This is a genomic window from Pseudomonas sp. MHK4, from assembly GCF_054600775.1.
On the sequence record NZ_BAAIAK010000001.1, the window covers coordinates 388,208 to 404,192 of the forward strand.

Genomic DNA, 15,985 nt, shown 5'->3' on the forward strand with positions numbered 1-15,985 from the left:
GATTTGGCCACCATCCTGGAGCCGGGACAGATCGAAGCGGCGGCGACATCGCCGCCGTTTCTGCACCTTCCACCGCACAACCTGTTTGCCTTGCGCGCGCTGCGCCTGGAGCGCCTTGCCGAAGGGCATCCGCTGGCCGAATACCTGCGCCTGGTCGCGGGGTTGTGCCACGTGCAGCAACGCCTGATGGATGATCCACCCGAGGCGGCATTGCCGGACCCGCAACGCATCCGCCTGTGCCTGGATCATGGCCTGCCGCCGTTTGCCGCCGACAGCCTGGTGCGCGAAGACGCGTGGTTGGCGTACCTGCAGGGGCTGTTGCAGCACTATCAGCCACCGCCGCAACCGGCGGTGGAAAACGCCGTGGCAACCTTGCGTGACGCCAACGTCGGGCAACTCAAGGCGTGGGCCATTGCCCTGGTCAGCGGCCAGTTCGCCTTGTTGCCGGCGGCGCTGGTGCCCTTTCTGGGGGCGGCCTTGCAAGTCGCGTGGAGCCATTGGTTGCTGAGTACTCCAGACCTCGCCTTGAAACCCGGCAACAGCCTCAACCAGTGCCCGGCTTGCGGTTCACCGGCCATGGCCGGGGTGATCCGCCATCGCGGCAAATACAACGGCTTGCGCTATCTGGTGTGCTCGCTGTGTGCCTGCGAATGGCATGTGGTGCGGGTCAAGTGCGTGTATTGCGAGCAGAGCAAAGGCTTGCAATACGTCAGCCTCGACAGCGACCGCCACGCCGCGGACAAGGCGCCGCTGCGCGCTGAAACCTGCCCTGGGTGTCACAGTTACCTTAAGCAGCTGTATCTGGAATGCGACGCCGAGGGCGAGGCGTTGTCCGCCGACCTGAGCAGCCTGATTCTTGACATGCGCCTGGAACAGGAAGGCTTTGCGCGTCCTGCGCCCAATCTGCTGCTGGCTCCCGGAGGCGACTGAAGCGAGCGTCTACACTCAGGCGGTCTACGTTTGCCGGAGCGCCCGATGTCCGCCCGATCTGCCAGCCAAGCCTTGCGATTGCCTTCGATCGACAGCCTGCTACGCCATCCGGCCTGCCAGCCGCTGGCCGACCGCTATGGGCGCGACGCCTTGCTCGCCAGCCTGCGCCAGTTGCTCGATGACTTGCGCGAAGCCGTCCAGGCCGGGCAACTCGACGAGGTCGAACTCAGCCCGCCGGTGCTGGCGGGCAGGGCGGGCGAGCGTCTGGCCAGCCAGCACCGCAGCCACGTGCGCCGGGTGTTCAACCTCACCGGCACGGTCCTGCACACCAATCTGGGCCGCGCCTTGTTGCCGCAGGAAGCCATCGACGCCGTGCAAATGGCCGCGCGCTATCCGCTCAATCTGGAATTCGACCTGCACAGCGGCAAGCGCGGCGACCGCGACGACCTGATCGAGGGCCTGATCCGCGAGCTCACCGGCGCCGAAGCGGTGACCGTGGTCAACAACAATGCCGCCGCGGTGCTGCTGACCCTCAACAGCCTTGGGGTACGCAAGGAAGGCATCATCTCCCGGGGCGAGCTGATCGAAATCGGCGGCGCCTTTCGCATCCCCGACATCATGGCCCGTGCCGGGGTCAAACTGGTCGAAGTCGGCACCACCAACCGCACCCATGCCCGCGACTACGAAGCCGCCATCGGTCCGCGCAGCGGCTTGATCATGCGGGTGCATGCGAGCAACTACAGCATCGAGGGTTTCACCACCCGGGTGCCGACCGCCGAGCTGGCGCATCTTGCGCACCAACATGGGTTGCCGCTGCTCGAGGATCTCGGCAGCGGCAGCCTGCTGGACCTGACCCGCTGGGGCTTGCCGGCCGAACCGACCGTGCGCCAGGCCCTGCTCGACGGCGCGGACATCGTCACCTTCAGCGGCGACAAATTGCTCGGTGGCCCCCAGGCCGGGTTGATTGTCGGGCGCAAGGAACTGATAACACGGATCAAGAAGAACCCTCTCAAGCGTGCGCTGCGGGTCGACAAACTGACCCTGGCGGCGCTTGAAGCGGTGCTGGGGCTGTACCGCAATCCGGATCGACTGGCCGAGCGCCTGCCCAGTTTGCGCCTGCTCACCCGCGCGCAAACCGACATCCTGGCGCAAGCCGAGCGGTTGCAACCGTCCCTGGCCAACCGCCTGGGCGCGGGCTGGAGCGTCAGCGCGGTGCCGGCGCTGGGGATGATCGGCAGTGGCAGCCAGCCGGTGGCTCGCTTGCCGAGTGCCGCGTTATGCCTGCGGCCGCTGACCTCAAAACGTCTGCGCGGGCGAAGCCTGCTTGGGCTCGAAGAAGCGCTGCGAGCCTTGCCGATCCCGGTGCTCGGGCGTATCGATGACGACGCCTTGTGGCTCGACTTGCGGCAGCTGGATGACGAACCGGCGTGGCTGGCGCAGCTCGAGCAACTGCAGGTGGAGGGCCGGGCAGGGTGATCGTCGGCACGGCAGGGCACATCGACCACGGCAAGACCGCATTGCTTGAGGCTTTGACCGGGCAGGCCGGCGATCGGCGCCGCGAGGAGCGCGAACGCGGCATGACCATCGACCTCGGTTACCTCTACGCTGCCCTGGAGCCGGGCGCGGCCCTCACCGGTTTTATCGATGTGCCGGGGCATGAGCGCTTCACCCACAACATGCTCGCCGGCGCACAGGGCATCGACCTGGTGTTGCTGGTGGTGGCCGCCGACGACGGCGTGATGCCGCAGACCCGGGAACACCTGGCCATCGTCGAACTCTTGGGAATACCCCGCACGCTCGTGGCGATCAGCAAATGCGACAGGGTCGAAGCATCCCGGGTGCAGGAGGTGCGCGAGCAAATCCAGGCCTTGCTGGCGCCGGGGCCTTATGCCGATGCACCGTTGATAACGCTGTCGAGCGTGACCGGGCAGGGTATCGACACGCTGCGCCAGGCTTTGCTCGATGCCCAGCGTGAGGTGCGCCAACGCAGCCTCGGTGGTGGCTTTCGCCTGGCGATCGATCGGGCCTTCAGCGTCGCTGGCGCGGGGATCGTGGTCACCGGCACGGCGCTGTCCGGCCAGGTGACGGTGGGCGATACGCTGCTGCTCGGTCCCCTCGGCAAACCCGTGCGGGTGCGTGGCCTGCATGCGCAGAATCAAGCCGCCGAACGCGCGACCGCAGGCCAGCGCGTTGCGTTGAACCTGAGCGCGGACCGCCTGGCGCTGGAGCAGATCCATCGCGGCCAGTGGCTGTCGTCGCAGTGGCTGTACGCCCCGACCCAGCGCCTGGACATCGACCTGCGCTTGTTGCCCGGCGAGCCTCGCGCCTTCGAGCATTTTCAACCGGTGCATGTGCATATCGGCACCCAGGACGTGACCGGGCGCGTGGCCCTGCTGGAGGGCTCCTGCCTGGTACCGGGCGAGCGGATGTTCGCGCAGATCCTGCTCAATGCGACGGTACAGGCGGTAAAGGGCGATCCGCTGATCCTGCGTGACCACAGCGCGCAACGGACCCTCGGCGGCGGTCGAGTGCTCGATCCGTTCGCCCCGACCCGCCACCGGCGCAGTCCCGAGCGACTGGCGCAGTTACAGGCGCTGCGGGCGAGCAGTGGCCTGGAAGATGTACTGCCGATGCTGCTGGCCAACAGTGACAGCGGTCTTGATCTGCAACGCCTGGAGCGCCAGTTCAACCATCTGCGGGCCGACTGGGTGTTGCCGGATGACGTGCGCTTGGTCGAAACCCGGCAGGGTCCGTTGTTGTTCGGCGCCGGTCGCTGGCAGGCCTTGAAAGCGGATGTGCTGGAGCATCTGGCGCGCTTTCACCAACTGGAGCCGGACCAGATGGGGCCGGACCGCGATCGCCTGCGTCGATTCAGCGGGACTGCACTTGATCGCCCGTCCTTCATCAGCCTGCTCGACGAATTGCTCGCCGACGCTGTCATCACCAGCAGCGGGCCATGGCTGCATTTGCCCAGCCATCAAGTGCGTTTGAGTGAAGAGGACGAAGCCCTGTGGTTACAGTTGCAGCCGAGGTTCGACGCGGCCGGGTTCGATCCGCCGTGGGTGCGCGAACTGGGTCATGATGAAACCACAGTGCGCTTGCTGCTGCGCAAAATGGCCCGGTTGGGGCTACTGCATCAAGTGGTCCGCGACCTGTTCTACACCGATGCGATGATCCGGCGTTTGGCGGCTATGCTGATGCAACTGACCGAGGCTGACCCGGTGATCCAGGTGTCGGCGTTTCGCGATGCGGTGGGACTGGGGCGCAAGCGCAGTATCCAGATTCTCGAATACTTCGACCGGCTCGGCCTGACCCGGCGGTTTGGTGACAGGCGCCACATCCGCCTGGACAATGCCCTGGCCCGGCCCACGGAGCACTGACTTTCAGGAAGGTAATCGCGCCCGGTGGCGCGGCCGGGCTTCAAACCCGGTTGGGGACGGCATCCGTTCCCGGGCAGGTTCGACTCCGGCTACCTTCCGCCATCTACCTCGCAGGACCCGACTTGCTGGCAAAGGCGTCCTGGAACATTGCGTTGGTCTTTCGGCCGCCATCGCTGGCGTCGTACACAAAATCCGTGCCTGGCAAAGCTCCCTGTAGGAGCTGGCTTGCCAGCGAAAGCGGTCTGACAGCCGGCATTGATGCCGACTGCCCCGGCGCCTTCGCTGGCAAGCCAGCTCCTACAGTTTCTCGGCGTCGTACACAAAATCCGTGCCTGGCAAAGCCCCCCTGTAGGAGCTGGCTTGCCAGCGAAAGCGGTCTGACAGCCGCCATTGATGCCGACTGCCCCGGCGCCTTCGCTGGCAAGCCAGCTCCTACAGTTTATCGGCGTCGTACACAAAATCCGTGCCTGGCAAAGACCCCCTGTAGGAGCTGGCTTGCCAGCGAAAGCGGTCTGACAGCCGCCATTGATGTCGACTGACCCGGCGCCTTCGCTGGCAAGCCAGCTCCTACAGTTTATCGGCGTCGTACACAAAATCCGTGCCTGGCAAAAGACCCCCTGTAGGAGCTGGCTTGCAAGCGAAAGCGGTCTGACAGCCGCCATTGATGTCGACTGACCCGTCGCCTTCGCTGGCAAGCCAGCTCCTACAGTTTATCGGCGTCGTACACAAAATCCGTGCCTGGCAAAGCTCCCCTGTAGGAGCTGGCTTGCCAGCGAAAGCGGTCTGACAGCCGCCATTGATGCCGACTGACCCGTCGCCATCGCTGGCAAGCCAGCTCCTACAGTTTATCGGCGTCGTACACAAAGTCCGTGCCTGGCAAAGACCCCCTGTAGGAGCTGGCTTGCCAGCGAAAGCGGTCTGACAGCCGCCATTGATGTCGACTGCCCCGGCGCCTTCGCTGGCAAAGCTCCTACAGTTTATCGGCGTCGTACACAAAGTCCGTGCCTGGCAAAGACCCCCTGTAGGAGCTGGCTTGCCAGCGAAAGCGGTCTGACAGCCGCCATTGATGTCGACTGACCCGGCGCCATCGCTGGCAAGCCAGCTCCTGCAGTGGATCGGGTATGGCCGCGTGGGAACGATCAGGTCGCTGCCCGCTCATTGCATTACATACCGCCCCGGTGCCGGCTCCAGCGCCGGGTATTGTGCGTTACCGGTGCGCAGCACCGATGCCTCGCGTTCTCCGGCATGCTCGGCCAGCCAGGTGAACCAGTCATTCCACCAGCTACCGGGATGCTGCTCGGCCTCGTTGAACCAGCTGTCCGGGTCTAACGTCAGCTGGTCGTTGGTCCAGTAATTACGTTTTTCCCTGGCGGGTGGGTTGATCACCCCGGCGATATGCCCCGATGCACCCAATACAAAGCGCTTGGTTCCTCTAAGCAGATGGGTGCTGGCGTAAGCGCTTTTCCAGGGCACGATGTGGTCGTCATGGGTGGCGAGGATGTAGGCCGGCGCATCGATGGCGCGCAGGTCGAGTTTCACCCCGCAGCAGTCCAACTCGCCGGATTTCAGGTCGTTGTGCAAATAGGTGTGGCGCAGATACCAGCAGTACATCGGCCCCGGCAGGTTGGTGCTGTCGTTGTTCCAGAACAGCAGGTCCAGCGCATTCGGCTTCTGGCCCTTGAGGTACTTGTCGACGTTGTAGTTCCACCACAGGTCGTTGGGACGCAGCAGCGAGAAGGTATTGCCCATGTCCTCGCCCTTGAACAGGCCGATGGGGCCGTCGATGCCGCCGATGGTGCGTTCGCGGTAGGCCACCAGTTGTTCGTCGACGAAGATGTCGATGGGGCCGGTGTCGAGGTAATCGAGGAAGGTGGTCAACAGGCTCACGCTGGCTATTTCCGTGTCGCCGCGAGCAGCCAGAACTGCCAGCGCCGTGCTCAGCAGCGTACCGCCGATGCAGAATCCCACGCAGTTGGGGCGCTGTTGGCCACTGATTTCGCGGGTCACTTGCAGGCCCTTGATGATGCCGCTCTCGATCAGGTCATCCCAGGTGGTGCCGGCATGGGCCTGGTCGAAGTTGCGCCACGACATCAGGAATACGGGATGACCCTGCTGCAACAGATGGCGAACCATCGAGTTGTCCGGGCGCAGGTCGAGGATGTAGTACTTGTTGATCGACGGCGGCACGATGAAGACCGGCCGCTGGTACTGGGTGTCGGTTTGCGGGTGGTACTGGATCAGCTGGAACAGTGCATTTTCGAAGACCACTTCCCCAGGCGTACTGGCCAGGTCTTCACCGACCTTGAAGGCGCCGCTGTCGCACTGGCGCATCTTACCTTCCTGCAGGTCGCTCGCCAGGTGCAACAGGCCCGTGATCAGGCTCCCGCCGCGGGTATCGACGACACGCTGCAGGGCATCGGGATTGCTCACCAGAAAGTTGCTCGGCGCACCGGCGGCAATGGCTTGCTCCACCAGATACAGCAGGCGCTGGCGCGGTTTTTTGTCCTGGATCGGCAACTGGTCGAGCAGCTTCAGCAGGAACCCGGCGTTGAGCAGGTAAAACGCGGCGAGGGAGCCAAACAGCGGATTGCTCCAGTTGCCGCTGGCGAATCGTCGATCATCGAAGCTGAACGGCTGGCCGGTCAGCAGACGCTGACCGAGTTCGACCCACTGCCCTTGATAGTCGGCTTGCAGGCTGTCCAGGGTTTCCCGGGGCAAGTCGAACCAGTCGTTGTAGGGCTGCCCGGTAAACCACGGATTACTGCTGACCCACAGGCGTAATTGTTGCACTGCAAAGGCGGCAACGAACGGCACCTGGCCAGACCAGAACGTGTTGAATGGGGGCGTGTTGTTGTCCATGGAGCTCCTTGCCCGCACAGGAAGAACGGGCAGAAAAAAACCACGGCGCCGCAGATCGGCACCGTGTCGGTGGCGAGAGGAAGGCGTGGAGCCGGTTATTGCATGTTCATGCCGCCGTTGACCGAGAAGTCGGCCCCGGTGCTGTAGCCCGATTCATCGGAGGCCAGCCAGGCCACGATGGAGGCGATTTCCTCGGGTTGACCCAGACGCCCGACCGGGGTGGCCGAGATCATGGCGTCGAGAATGTCCGGGCGTATCGCCGCGGTCATGCTGGTCTGGATATAGCCGGGCGAAACGGTATTGACGGTCACGCCCTTGCCGGACACTTCCCTGGCCAGGGCCATGGTGAAACCATGGATGCCGGCCTTGGCCGCGCTGTAGTTGGTCTGGCCGAACTGACCGCGTTGGCCGTTGATCGACGAAATGTTGATCACCCGGCCCCAGCCCTTGGCCAGCATGCCTTCGATCACTTGTTTGGTGGTGTTGAACAGGCCGCTGAGGTTGGTGGCGATCACCGCATTCCAGTCTTCGGGTGTCAGTTTGCGAAAGGACGCATCGCGGGTGATGCCGGCGTTGTTGACCAGCACATCGACCGGGCCGAATTGTTCCCGGGCCATGTCGAAGGCCTTGCGGGTGGACTCCCAATCGGTGATATCGCCGAGGATGCACTCGAACCGATAACCCGCCGCCAGTTGGGTGGCGATCCATTCTTTCTTGCGCTCGGTATCGGCGCTGCAGCCAACGATGACCTTGAATCCTTCCTCATGCAGGCGCTGGCTGATGGCCGTGCCAATGCCACCCATGCCACCGGTTACCAACGCAATACGACCAAGTGATTTCATAGACTGACTACCCTTTTTGTTTTGCGTTGCAAGAAGGGCAGTGTTGGCTATTGGCGGGCCTTGCGGAAGTGTTGCGAGGTGACTGTTCGGTGTCCAACGGTGCCACGCCCGGTCACCGGTCGGAAGCAGGGAAAAACACCGGTTAACTAAACCTGTGTCAATACTTCAAATAGAGCGGACACTCAGTATTCGCTTAACTGCCAATCAGTCGTGTTCCGGGCAGGATGTCCGGTTCCAATCGTCATCGAGGACGCCATGTTCAGAATGAGTTCAGGCTACGCCAACGTACTGGTCAATACGCTCTCGGCCGAGGGACTGGATGTCACCAGCCTGTGCCGGGAAGCCGGGTTGGACCCACAGATAGCCAATACGCCCGGAGCGCGCTGCGAGAGAAGGGTGCTCTATCGCTTGTGGCAACTAGCCGCGCAAGCCGCAGGGGATCCGGACATCGGCCTCAAGGCCTATGGGCATTTCCATCCCGGCACGTTTCAGATCGTCGGCTACACGATGATGTCGAGCCTGAACCTCAAACTGGCCCTTGAACGCCTGGTGCGCTTCAGTCCTTTGATCGGCACCGGGTTCAGCCTGTTTTTCGTCCCGGAGCAGGAGCATTTCCGCCTGGCCTCCCTCGACCACCAGCAACCGGGCTCGATCAAGCCTCGCCAGTATGTCGATGCGGGGTTGGCGTCCCTGCTGGGCTTTTGCCGTTGGCTGGGCGACGGCAAGCTGCCGCAACCCCTGAGCGTGGAATTCAGCTATCCCGAACCTGCGGACACGTCGGAGCATCAACGCCTGTTCGGCTGCGACCTGCAATTCGGCTCGGCCTACGACAGCATCCTGTTCGACGGCCAGGAGATCCTGCGGCCGCTGAGCATGGCCAACGAGAGCCTGGCCGTGCTGCACGACAGCTTTGCCGAGGCGCAACTGGACCTGCTGTCCGGTTCTTCCATCGTCGGCCGGATTCGCGCACTGATCACCGAGCGCTTGAGCCATGGCCAGGGACAATGCGACATGGAGTCGATCGCCGGCGCGATGAGCATCAGCAAGCGAACGCTGCAACGCGCACTGGAAAAGGATGGCACGCAATTTAAGGACGTGCAGAACCTGGTACGGCGAGAATTGGCCGACTTCTACCTGCGCCATTCTCATTTCAACATGAAGAATGTCGCGTATCTCCTTGGTTTTCATGATCACAGCAGTTTCAACAAGGCGTGCAGCCGCTGGTTCGGCATGACCCCCGGCCAGTATCGCGCCGATGAGTCATGTGCAGTGGCGCTTGCCTCTGGCGCCGGGGCGCTGCTTGTCAATGCTTGAGCAGCAGGCTGCCGAGCGCGCCATAGACGCCATAGAAACACAGTTCCTGAGCCGCATCGCGCAGATCGCGGTAGCCGTCAAGGGCATCGTGGACCTGGTTGGAAAACAGCGTCTGCCAGGCCAGTAACGGGTTGTCCGGGCTGGCGGGCTGACGATCATGGCTCACCTGCGCGGCGCTATCGGCCAGCCACCACAGCGCTGGGTTCGCGCTGCTCCAAAACACTTGCTGTTGCTGGAAGGGATGGGCCTTGCGCAGCAGTTCGGCGCCGGGCTCGTTGATCAACTGGCGTAACCACGGCCGGACGAAGCCGTCATACAGGCTGTTGTTGATCGCGGAGGCGCGATCGACCAGGGCGAATTCGCGATCGTCATCGCGCTGGGGCGTTACGTCGCCATGGATGTCGGTTATGCGTCGGCTTTCGAAACGCACGGAGCAGAGTGTTTGCGCGTCTTGCGGCACGTCATCGATAAGCATTTCATACAGCCCGGCCGGAAGCGCATTGATGGTCTCGATCGCGCCCAGCAACTGGCGGTGTTCGCGCCGCGCTACTTCACTGGAAACGAAGATGCCCAGATGACCGATGCTGGCATGGCGCAGGTACACGATGGTGCGCCCGGCGCTGTGCAACACCTGATCGCTTTGGTAGACGTCGGTGATCCAGTCGAGGGCCTGTTGCGGCGAGGTGATATTGTCACCATAGGAACAAAACACCACCACGGGCACTTCTATGCGCTTGAGATCGAGGCCGTTGCTCTTGCGTCCGGGGCCGCCGGACAGGCGATTGCCGATGAACAGGTCGTCGACGATCATTTCGATTTCCTCGCCATTGAGCAGGGTCGGGCTGCCCCACCAACGCTCGAAATCGAGAAACCGTGGCGCTTCGTTGTCGACTTCACTGAACAGATGGTAGTACTTGCCCCACCAGGCATTGGCCGGGTCGAGGTTCTCGAAATTGCTCACCAGCCAGGTGCCATCGAAACGGTCATTGCCCAGGTCGCTGCCCAGGCGCGCCATCCAGCCACCGCCCAGCAGACCGCCGGTGTAGCGCAGCGGATTGCGCCCGTTGACGCCAGCCCAGTACGACAACGGCGCGCCGTTGACGATGATCAGGCCCGGCAATTCCGGGCGGTTCGCCGCCAGGCCCATCAGCGCCCAGCCCGCCTGGCAATTGCCGATCACCACGGGTTTGGCGCTGTGTGGATGGCGCTCACTGACCACTTCGATAAAACGCGCCTGGGCGCTGGCGATGTCCGCCAGCGTCTGCCCGGGTGCAGGGGCATGGCTGAAGGCGATGAAGTAGGTGGGGTGACCGGCGCGCAGGCTCTCGCCGATGACCGAATCCTGTTTGAACCCACCAATGCCCGCGCCGTGGCCGCCACGGGGGTCGATGATGATCACTGGCCGCTGCTGGCTGTCGACCGTTTGCCCGGGCCCCGGGAGAATCTGCAGCAGCGAGTAGTTGACCGGACGCGGCAGATCCATGCCGTCGAGCAGGGTTTGATGATCGAACTTCAATAGCAACGGATACCCGGCGCGTTCGTGGGCCAGCGAGTTGTCGCCGCGCTGCCGCAAGGTATCCCAGAACAATACGCTGCGCTGGCCAAGATCCGTAAGGTATTCATTCCAGTCAGCAGCGCTGGGTGGTCTGAGTTGCCCAAGGCTTGCGGGTGCATAGGTCGTTGCGTGGCGTTGCTGCACGGCTTCGAGGATGTTGCGGGCATTAAGGCGCTGCAGATGATTGAGGTGGTTGAGCGGACCTGCGGCGGTGCATACCGGCTTATCGTGCAGCGCAATATTTGCTTCCTGACCCATCATGATCTCCTGATGCCGTACACGGGGAACGGTTCATGCGAGGCCCATTGATCGAACAGGCACTGGTTAACCGTCTGAGTGCAGGAGTCTAGCGCTAACAGGCGAGGGCTGAGCAAGGTTTATTTTGCGCTGCACAAAATAAGCATTGCCAAAGATTTTTGTGCGCTGCAATATGAAGGCTAACGCGATGACTGCCGGATCGCTGTCGCGTCCTCAGGCCCCTCCGGGCCTTTCAGTACCAGGAGTTCAAGCATGTCTTTTTTCAACCCGGAAAAACTGCAATCCGTCCAGAAAGCCAACCTCGATCTTTTGCAGCAGATCAGCGGCAAAGTCTTCGCCAGCGTTGAACAGCTGAGCCAGTTGCAGTTCAAGGCACTGCGTGAATCCACCGAAGAACAATTCGAAGGCGTGCGTAAACTGCTGGCCGTGCGCGATCCCCAGGGTTTTGCCGATTTGCAGGCTTCTTTCAGCCAACCGGGCGCGCAGACTGAACGCCTGGCCGAGTTCAACCGTCAGGTGCAGGCATTGATCGTGGGTACCCAGTCGGACATCGCCCAACTGACGTCGAGCCAGGTAGAGGCGGGTACTGCGCAGGTTCAGGAGTTTGTAGAAGAGATCAGCAAGAACGCACCGGCCGGTTCGGAGCCCGTGGTAGCGGCATTCAAATCGGGCCTGGCGAATGCCGGTACCGTGTTTGAAAACGCGCAAAAAACCGCGAAACAGGCGACAGAGTCCGCCCAGGGTAGCTTTAACGCCACAACCGAGGCCGCCAGCGCCGCCGCAGCGGAAGCTGTTGCCAAGGCTGCCCCGCAAGCAAGCACCAAGGCCAACAGCGGTAACAAGTAAGTCAAATCAGTAAGGCTGCACCGATGGCGATGGGTTTATTCCCCATCGCCATTTTTTTTGTCGGTGCCATCGGTAGTCGGCTTGGCACCGAACATGCCGAACATGTTCTGCGTATTCAGGTAAAGCGCCTTGGACTGGTCGACGTACTGGCGCATCAGGTCCTGCATCACTGGCGCCTGCTGCTGCATGAAGGTGCTCCAGGCTTCGGACGACTGCGCGCCCGTCTGCGACTGGATGTCGATCACGGTCTGGATGCTCTTGTCGAGGTAGCTGCCGAGTACGCCCTGATAAGGGCCGTAGAACTGGATGATGCCCATCAGCATGTCGCTGGTGAAGATCGGTTCACCGCCGCTTTCGGCTTCGAGGATGACTTGCAGCAGGATGCTGCGGGTCAGGTCTTCGCCACTCTTGGCGTCCACCACCTGGAACGCGACTTTATCGACGACCAGCTGGCGTATGTCCGCCAGGGTCAGGTGGCTGCTGGTGTGGGTGTCATAGAGGCGGCGATTGGGGTACTTCTTGATCAGGCGGGGCGTGTTCCGGTCGGTCATGCGGGTGTCTCGTGGCGAGCCTGGTTTGCAGGCATCTTAACCTACTATGGGCACCGCCGCGGATGTACCCGATCCACTGTAGGAGCTGGCTTGCCAGCGATGGAGGTCAACGATGACGCGGGAAGCCTGACACCCCGCGGCGCCCTTAGTTTTATCGCTGGCAAGCCAGCTCCTACAGGGGAACGTGTGCATTTGAAGATGCACGCTCATCCTGTAGGAGCTGCCGCAGGCTGCGATCTTTTGATCTTGATTCGGCTTACCAGATCGGCAACGTATAGCTGACGATCAGGCGATTTTCATCCAGGTCGCTGCCAAAATTGGTCGAGCGAACCGTCGCGTTACGCCATTTCACCCCGACGTTTTTCAACGCACCGCTTTGTACGACATAACCGATGTCGGTATCGCGCTCCCATTCCTTGCCCTCGGGGCGGTTGTTGCCCAGGTCGATGTTGTCGCCGGTGAGGTAGCGGGTCATGAAGGTCAGGCCGGGCACGCCCATGGCCGCGAAGTTGTAGTCGTAGCGTGCCTGCCAGGACTGTTCGTCCTTGCTGGCGAAGTCGCCGATCTGCACGAAGTTGACCAGGAACGCATCGGCGCCGTTGATGTAGGCGAAACCGGTGTCGCCGCTCATGCCTTGGTAGCCCAGGCCGAAGGCATGGCCGCCGAGGCTGTAGGTGAACATGGCGCCGATTGCGTTGTTGTCGACATTGCTGCCGCCATCGTCGCTGGAGCGGGCGTAACGCAGGTCGGTCTTCAAGGACTGGCCGGTGGTCACGGGCAGTACGTAGGTCAGGTTGACCATGTGCTGGTCGTAGAAATTGTCGAGATGGCCGTAGGCGTAGCCGGTGGTGAGGTTGCCGGTCCACTTGTAGTTGAGGCTGGCGAAATCGAAGCTGTCGCTGCCCACATGTCGGCTGGTGATGCCCTTGGCGCCGGTGCGGGTGATGCCCATGTCCTCATAGTTCGAAGAGTCGCGCTGGTTGACCTGGGTCAGTCGCCCGGCGTCCACGGTCAGGTCTTTGATTTCCAGCGAGGTCAACTGACCGCCTTCGAAGGTTTGCGGCAGCAGCCGTGAGTCGTTGGCCAGAACCGTCGGCAGCTTGGGCAGCAGCGTGCCGAGCTTGAGCGTGCTTTTCGAGGCGCGCAGCTTGGCGGTCAGGCCCAGTTCGCCGTATTCGTCCTGGGCACCTTTGCGCGTGTCGCTGTGGCGTTTGAGCAGTCCCGAACCGGCGCGATCGGGGCTGGAGTCGAGTTTGACGCCGAGCAGGCCGATGGCGTCGAAACCGACGCCGACCAGACCTTCGGTAAAGCCTGACTCATAGCGCAGCAGGAAGCCCTGGGCCCATTCCTCCTGTTTCGATTGCGCGGCGTTGGCCTGGCGAAAGTCACGGTTGAAGTAGAAGTTGCGCAGTTCCAGGCTGGCCTTGCTGTCCTTGATGAAGTCAGCAGAAGCAGGCGTAGCGAGGCTGATGACGCCGCCGGCCAATAGAAGGCGGGAAGCGAGAATGCGAGTGCTGCGGTCCATGGTGAAGCCCCTTGGTTTTTTATTCTTGAAATGACGGGCAGAGCAGCCCCTGCCGTGGTGGCAAGGGCTCGGGAGATAAAAACCGCGTACGCCGAAAGAGAGGAGCTGGCGCCGCGGCGGTTCAATCGTTAGAACTGTTCGGCGCACAGGCCATACAGCGAGGCGCTGCCAGCACGAATGGATTGCTCCAGGCCGAGGATGCGGGGCAACAGGCGGTGTATGTAGAAGTCGGCGGTGGCGATTTTCGCGCCATAGAAACTGTCGTCTGCGCTGCGTTTTTGCCCGGCAACCTGCGCCATGCGTGCCCAGAGCCAGGCGTAGGCGACGTAACCGAACAGGTGCAGATACTCCATCGAGGCTGCACCGGCTTCGTTGCGGTTGGTGGCGGCCCGATCCTGCAGCCAGTCGCTGATGTCCTCCAGCCGCTGCACGGCATCGAGCAGCTGTGTGGCATAGGGTGCGTCGGGCTGAGCGGCGAAGCGGCGAATCTCGCTGGTAAATTGCCCAAGCGCAACACCCTTGTCGGCGAGCACTTTGCGCCCGAGCAGGTCCAGCGCCTGGATGCCGTTGGTGCCTTCGTAGATCTGCGCGATGCGCACATCACGAACCAATTGTTCCTGGCCCCACTCACGAATGTAGCCATGGCCGCCGAACACCTGCTGGCCGTGGATGCAGCTTTCCAGGCCGGTATCAGTGAAAAATGCCTTGGCCACCGGTGTCAGCAGCGCGACCAGGTCCTGTGCGCTTTTTCGTTCCCCGGTATCGTCGGAAAACTTCGCCAGGTCCAGTTGTTGCCCGACATAGCTGGCGAACGCGCGACCACCTTCTGTCATGGCTTTCATGCTCAGCAGCATGCGTCGCACGTCGGGGTGAACAATGATCGGGTCGGCCACTTTGCCCGGGGCCATGGCACCTGTCGGCGAGCGGCTCTGAATGCGTTCGCGGGCGTACGCCACGGCACTCTGGTAGGACGCTTCGGCGCAGCCGATACCCTGGATGCCGATGGACAGGCGTTCGTAGTTCATCATGGTGAACATCGCCGCCAGGCCCTTGTTCTCCTCGCCGACCAGCCAGCCGCTGGCACCGTCGAAGTTCATCACGCACGTCGCCGAGGCCTTGATGCCCATCTTGTGCTCGATTGAACCGCAACCCACGGCGTTGGCAGCGCCCAGGGAACCGTCGGCGTTGACCAGTACCTTAGGCACGACAAACAGCGAAATGCCTTTCGGGCCGGCAGGCGCATCCGGCAGTTTGGCCAGCACCAGGTGAACGATGTTCTCGGTCAGGTCCTGATCGCCGCCGGTGATGAAAATCTTGCTGCCGGTGATGCTGTAGCTGCCGTCTGCCTGGGGCTCGGCGCGGGTGCGGATCAGTCCAAGGTCGGTGCCGGCATGGGCTTCGGTCAGGCACATGGAACCGGCCCAGCGGCCTTCATACATTGGCGGCAGGTAGAGGTTTTTCAGGGTCTCGCTGGCATGGGCATCCAGCGCCAGGCAGGCGCCGGAGCTCAACGCCGAATACAGCGCAAAGCTCGAGTTGGCGCCGTAGAGCATCTCTTCGAACTGCACCGCCAGCATCTTCGGCATGCCCATGCCGCCGAACTCGGCGTTGCCGGACAGCCCGACCCAGCCGCCTTCGATGTAGGTGGCGTAGGCCTGCTTGAAACCGCTGGGCGTGGTGACTCGACCTGCATGCCACTGCGCGCCTTCTTCGTCGCCGCTGCGATTCAAGGGCGCAATCAGGTGCGAGGTGACTTTCGCCGCCTCCTCGAGAATGGCGTCCGCGGTATCGGCGTCGACGCTGTCGGCCAGGGCCGGCAGGCGTGCCCACAGGGCCGGGGCGTCAAAGACTTCATGCAACACAAAGCGCAGGTCGCGCAGGGGGGCTTTGAATTCGGGCATAACATGAACCTCAAAAGGACGATT

General features: G+C 62.5%; 11 protein-coding genes and 1 tRNA gene. 6 read left to right on the plus strand and 6 right to left on the minus strand.

Annotated elements, in window-relative coordinates:
- Positions 1 to 3: 3 nt before the first annotated feature.
- The 4 genes from fdhE to ACYP2Q_RS01705 all read left to right on the plus strand — a co-directional run bounded on the left by fdhE (position 4) and on the right by ACYP2Q_RS01705 (position 4,412).
- Complete coding sequence (gene fdhE, locus ACYP2Q_RS01690) at positions 4 to 930, plus strand: formate dehydrogenase accessory protein FdhE (protein ID WP_459728859.1); 927 nt, start codon at positions 4 to 6, stop codon at positions 928 to 930.
- A gap of 45 nt (positions 931 to 975) precedes the next feature.
- Positions 976 to 2,406, plus strand: a complete 1,431-nt coding sequence (gene selA, locus ACYP2Q_RS01695) for an L-seryl-tRNA(Sec) selenium transferase (protein WP_459728860.1) — start codon at positions 976 to 978, stop codon at positions 2,404 to 2,406.
- Positions 2,403 to 4,310: a selenocysteine-specific translation elongation factor gene (gene selB, locus ACYP2Q_RS01700; protein WP_459728861.1), complete on the plus strand. Its 1,908-nt coding sequence runs from the start codon at positions 2,403 to 2,405 to the stop codon at positions 4,308 to 4,310. The genes selA and selB overlap by 4 nt, the downstream gene beginning before the upstream one ends.
- Positions 4,311 to 4,316: 6 nt before the next feature.
- Positions 4,317 to 4,412: transfer RNA gene (locus tag ACYP2Q_RS01705), tRNA-Sec, on the plus strand.
- Positions 4,413 to 5,465: 1,053 nt separating this feature from the next.
- Here ACYP2Q_RS01705 and phaC read toward each other — a convergent pair.
- Positions 5,466 to 7,169: a class I poly(R)-hydroxyalkanoic acid synthase gene (gene phaC / locus ACYP2Q_RS01710; protein ID WP_459728862.1), complete on the minus strand. Its 1,704-nt coding sequence runs from the start codon at positions 7,167 to 7,169 to the stop codon at positions 5,466 to 5,468.
- A gap of 95 nt (positions 7,170 to 7,264) precedes the next feature.
- Positions 7,265 to 8,011: an acetoacetyl-CoA reductase gene (gene phbB, locus ACYP2Q_RS01715; protein WP_459728863.1), complete on the minus strand. Its 747-nt coding sequence runs from the start codon at positions 8,009 to 8,011 to the stop codon at positions 7,265 to 7,267.
- Positions 8,012 to 8,266: 255 nt separating this feature from the next.
- Here phbB and ACYP2Q_RS01720 point away from each other — a divergent pair, with 255 nt between their 5' ends.
- Positions 8,267 to 9,325, plus strand: a complete 1,059-nt coding sequence (locus ACYP2Q_RS01720) for an AraC family transcriptional regulator (protein ID WP_459728864.1) — start codon at positions 8,267 to 8,269, stop codon at positions 9,323 to 9,325.
- Here ACYP2Q_RS01720 and ACYP2Q_RS01725 read toward each other — a convergent pair.
- Positions 9,315 to 11,138, minus strand: a complete 1,824-nt coding sequence (locus tag ACYP2Q_RS01725; RefSeq protein ID WP_459728865.1) for a DUF3141 domain-containing protein — start codon at positions 11,136 to 11,138, stop codon at positions 9,315 to 9,317. The genes ACYP2Q_RS01720 and ACYP2Q_RS01725 overlap by 11 nt on opposite strands.
- 252 nt (positions 11,139 to 11,390) lie before the next feature.
- On the opposite strand from ACYP2Q_RS01725, the gene phaP reads away from it, so the two are divergent.
- On the plus strand, positions 11,391 to 11,984 hold the full coding sequence (gene phaP, locus ACYP2Q_RS01730; RefSeq protein ID WP_459728866.1) for a TIGR01841 family phasin: 594 nt from the start codon (positions 11,391 to 11,393) through the stop codon (positions 11,982 to 11,984).
- 35 nt (positions 11,985 to 12,019) lie between these two features.
- Here the strand turns inward: phaP and phaR are convergent, their stop codons facing one another.
- The 3 genes from phaR to ACYP2Q_RS01745 all read right to left on the minus strand — a co-directional run bounded on the left by phaR (position 12,020) and on the right by ACYP2Q_RS01745 (position 15,961).
- Positions 12,020 to 12,535 (minus strand): polyhydroxyalkanoate synthesis repressor PhaR, encoded by a 516-nt coding sequence (gene phaR, locus ACYP2Q_RS01735; RefSeq protein WP_459728867.1) that lies wholly within the window; start codon positions 12,533 to 12,535, stop codon positions 12,020 to 12,022.
- 256 nt (positions 12,536 to 12,791) lie between these two features.
- Positions 12,792 to 14,060 (minus strand): OprD family porin, encoded by a 1,269-nt coding sequence (locus tag ACYP2Q_RS01740; protein WP_459728868.1) that lies wholly within the window; start codon positions 14,058 to 14,060, stop codon positions 12,792 to 12,794.
- A gap of 128 nt (positions 14,061 to 14,188) precedes the next feature.
- Positions 14,189 to 15,961 carry an acyl-CoA dehydrogenase C-terminal domain-containing protein gene (locus tag ACYP2Q_RS01745; RefSeq protein ID WP_459728869.1) on the minus strand — a complete coding sequence of 591 codons (1,773 nt, stop codon included), beginning with the start codon at positions 15,959 to 15,961 and terminating at the stop codon, positions 14,189 to 14,191.
- Positions 15,962 to 15,985: the final 24 nt, after the last annotated feature.